Here is a 2,687-nt window from a genome sequence, read left to right as displayed (position 1 = left end):
GCGCCGAGGACGAGGGCGAGGACGGTGAGGACGGAACGGATTCTCACACTGATTCTCCTGTCCGAGAGGTGGAGACGGGACGGTTCTCCAGGTACACGCGCGGGACGCGCGCGCCGATCCGGGTGACGGACATGTCGAGACCGGCCTCGATGCCCTGGTCCCAGGGGTCGCCGGGGGTCCAGAGCCAGCACATGACCGGCACGTCGGGTGATCCCGGCGGCGCGCAGCGCATCGGATTCTCGGCTGCGAGATACCGAGGTGACGTCGGAACGGCGACGTCGGGCCTTCAGCCGCGTCCGCTGGGGACGAACTGCTGGGGCGGCCAACCACTACTTGACCGACGATCCTGAGAATGAGAGGGCTTTGGCGCGGAACGCATTTCGGACCTCCGCCAGGGCATCGCGTTCGCGGTTGTAGCGGAGCTTGTTGGTGAGGAGGACGGCCCAGCGGCCTTGGGCGTCCCGCGCTGCGGCCGGCCCGAGGACGTCGCGGCCCTGATGGTGTTCCTCGGGGGTCCCTCCGCCTCGTTCATCACGTGGCAGTCCGTCCACGTCGACGGCGGCCTACTGCTCCACTGAGACTGTCAACAAGCAAGGAGAAGAACCGAAATGATCGAACGAGTCCGCGCCGTCCTCGTCACCACCGACGACACGATGCTGGTCATCCGCCGTACCAGGCCCGGCATCCCCGAGTACTGGGTCCTGCCCGGCGGCGGCGTCGAACCCAGTGACGAGTCCCGGGAGGCCGCCCTCCACCGGGAGATCCACGAGGAGATCGCGGGAAAGGCCGACATCGTCCGCCTCCTCCACACGATGGAGACCGACGACGAGCGCCAGCTCTTCTACCTCGCCCGCATCGCGACCTGGTCCTTCGACGACCGCACCGGTCCCGAATTCAGTGCCGAAGGCCGCGGCGAGTACGCGCTGGAGGAGGTCCCGCTGACCTTGGAGGCGCTCGACGGCATCGATCTCAAGCCCGAGGAGATCGCCCACGTCCTGAGGGAAGCCGTCGGCGCCGGAAGCCTCGGAGTCGAGGCGTCGCTCTGAGCCGGCGTGTACGAAGTCCTGCTGGGACCGGCTCTGAGATGAGCCGGTCCCTGCAGCCTTCCGAGGTCAGCGCGGGGAGCCCGGAGGCGGCCCCTCGCGAGCCGGCTTCCAGGGCGGTCGAGTGCCGACCGACTGATGGCCAAACGGACCGTGCTCCATGGGCCAGAGTGACGTCGGTGCCCGACAGGTCGGTGGGCGTGGACGCACGTCGTTCGTGTGTGCGGAGGGGTCTCCCGCATGTTTGATGGGCCATCAGGCAAGTCGGCGTTCGGTCAGCATGAGCCGCCGGGCGTTCCCGAGGGATTGCCTGTACAGGCGTCGGTGACGGCGCGAAAGCCCAGACGGGAAACCGTCCAGCCCGACCGGAGCGATGTTCCTCACAAACATCGGACGGGGGTGCCGGTGTAAGGTCGAGACCGCCCTTGACCTGCACAAAGCAGGCAGGGAGCCGTCTTCGAGGAGTCCACAGTGCTGCGCACTCTGTTCAAGTCCAAGATCCACCGGGCCACCGTGACCCAGGCCGACCTGCACTACGTCGGCTCGGTCACCGTCGACGCCGACCTGATGGAGGCGGCCGACCTCCTGCCGGGTGAGCTCGTGCACATCGTCGACATCGACAACGGCGCCCGACTCGAGACCTATGTCATCGAGGGCGAGCGCGGCTCCGGTGTCATCGGGATCAACGGCGCCGCCGCGCACCTCGTGCACCCCGGCGACCTCGTGATCCTCATCAGCTACGCGCAGGTCGAGGACGCCGAGGCCCGGACGTTCGTGCCGCGCGTCGTGCACGTCGACGGCGACAACCGCATCGTGGAGCTGGGGACCGACGCCTCCGCGCCCGTCCCCGGGAGCGACACGGTGCGCGGCCCGCACGCCGTGCCCGGGCCCGCCGTCGAGTCCCTGCCCGCGCACGTCTGACCCGGCCACGGCTGTGGTGACCACGACCGGCACCCTGGCTTTGCTGCACACCTCGCCCGTCCACGTCCCCGTCTTCGACGGGCTCCGCGACCGGCACCATCCCGGGCTCGTCCTGCGCCACCTCGTCGACGAGGAGCTGCTGGTGCGCGCCCGGGAGGCGGGGCCGGAGGCGGTCGCCGGAGCGGTGGCCGCCGCGCTCGCGGCGGCCGTCGCGGACGGCGCCGGTGCCGTGCTCTGCACCTGCTCCACGATCGGCGGGATCGCCGAGCGGCAGGCGGGCGTCCTCGGCGTGCCCGTGCTCCGGGTGGACCGGCCGATGGCCGCGGAGGCCGCCCGGTACCGCCGGATCGTCGTCGTGGCCGCGCTGCGCTCCACCCTCGAACCCACCGTCGCGCTCATCGCCGAGGAATCGGGACCGGAGGCCTCGCTCATCAGCACCGTCGTGGTGGAGGGGGCCTGGGAGCTGTTCGAGGCGGGGGACCGGGACGGCTACCTCGACGCCGTGGCGGCGGCCGTGGACGGCGCGCCCCCGGTGGAGGGCTGCGTGGTCGTCCTCGCGCAGGCGTCCATGGCCGACGCCGTCGACCGGACGACCACCTCACGCCCGGTCCTGGCGAGTCCACGCCTCGGGCTCGCCGCCGCGGCCGCGGCGGTGTCCGGTCCGCGTGGCGCGGCCGGCCGCTGACCCGAAGGACGGGATCCGGCGGGCGCCGCGGCGCCCGC

The 2,687-nt window shown here is 71.2% G+C and carries 5 protein-coding genes and 1 pseudogene; 4 read left to right on the top strand and 2 right to left on the bottom strand.

Annotated elements, in window-relative coordinates:
• Positions 1 to 43: 43 nt before the first annotated feature.
• Both AOK00_RS40815 and AOK00_RS40810 read right to left on the bottom strand, forming a co-directional pair.
• On the bottom strand, positions 44 to 193 hold the full coding sequence (locus AOK00_RS40815) for a hypothetical protein (protein ID WP_254047563.1): 150 nt from the start codon (positions 191 to 193) through the stop codon (positions 44 to 46).
• 136 nt (positions 194 to 329) lie between these two features.
• Positions 330 to 455: pseudogene (locus AOK00_RS40810) on the bottom strand (serine hydrolase domain-containing protein); the annotation flags it as partial.
• On the opposite strand from AOK00_RS40810, the gene AOK00_RS41650 reads away from it, so the two are divergent.
• From AOK00_RS41650 to AOK00_RS30430, 4 genes are all read left to right on the top strand, one after another.
• The gene (locus AOK00_RS41650) at positions 453 to 578 is read left to right on the top strand and encodes an SDR family oxidoreductase (protein WP_437441455.1); all 126 of its coding nucleotides are present in this window, start codon (positions 453 to 455) and stop codon (positions 576 to 578) included. The pseudogene AOK00_RS40810 and the gene AOK00_RS41650 overlap by 3 nt on opposite strands.
• 30 nt (positions 579 to 608) lie before the next feature.
• Entirely contained in the window at positions 609 to 1,046 is a 438-nt protein-coding gene (locus AOK00_RS30440; RefSeq protein WP_055603438.1) for an NUDIX hydrolase, read from the top strand.
• Positions 1,047 to 1,514: 468 nt separating this feature from the next.
• Entirely contained in the window at positions 1,515 to 1,964 is a 450-nt protein-coding gene (panD, locus tag AOK00_RS30435; RefSeq protein ID WP_055603437.1) for an aspartate 1-decarboxylase, read from the top strand.
• Between the two features lie 16 nt (positions 1,965 to 1,980).
• Positions 1,981 to 2,649 (top strand): hypothetical protein, encoded by a 669-nt coding sequence (locus AOK00_RS30430; RefSeq protein ID WP_055603439.1) that lies wholly within the window; start codon positions 1,981 to 1,983, stop codon positions 2,647 to 2,649.
• The last annotated feature ends 38 nt before the right edge of the window (positions 2,650 to 2,687 follow it).

The organism is Streptomyces aureus (genome assembly GCF_001418135.1).
Classification (GTDB): Bacteria; Actinomycetota; Actinomycetes; order Streptomycetales; family Streptomycetaceae; genus Streptomyces; species Streptomyces aureus_A.
This window is presented reverse-complemented; position numbering and strand designations above follow the sequence as displayed.

Excerpts from the sequence above, each read along its gene's own strand:
- AOK00_RS40815 (WP_254047563.1), bottom strand. The coding sequence starts at position 193 with ATGTGCTGGCTCTGGACCCCCGGCGACCCCTGGGACCAGGGCATCGAG.
- AOK00_RS30440 (WP_055603438.1), top strand. The coding sequence starts at position 609 with ATGATCGAACGAGTCCGCGCCGTCCTCGTCACCACCGACGACACGATG.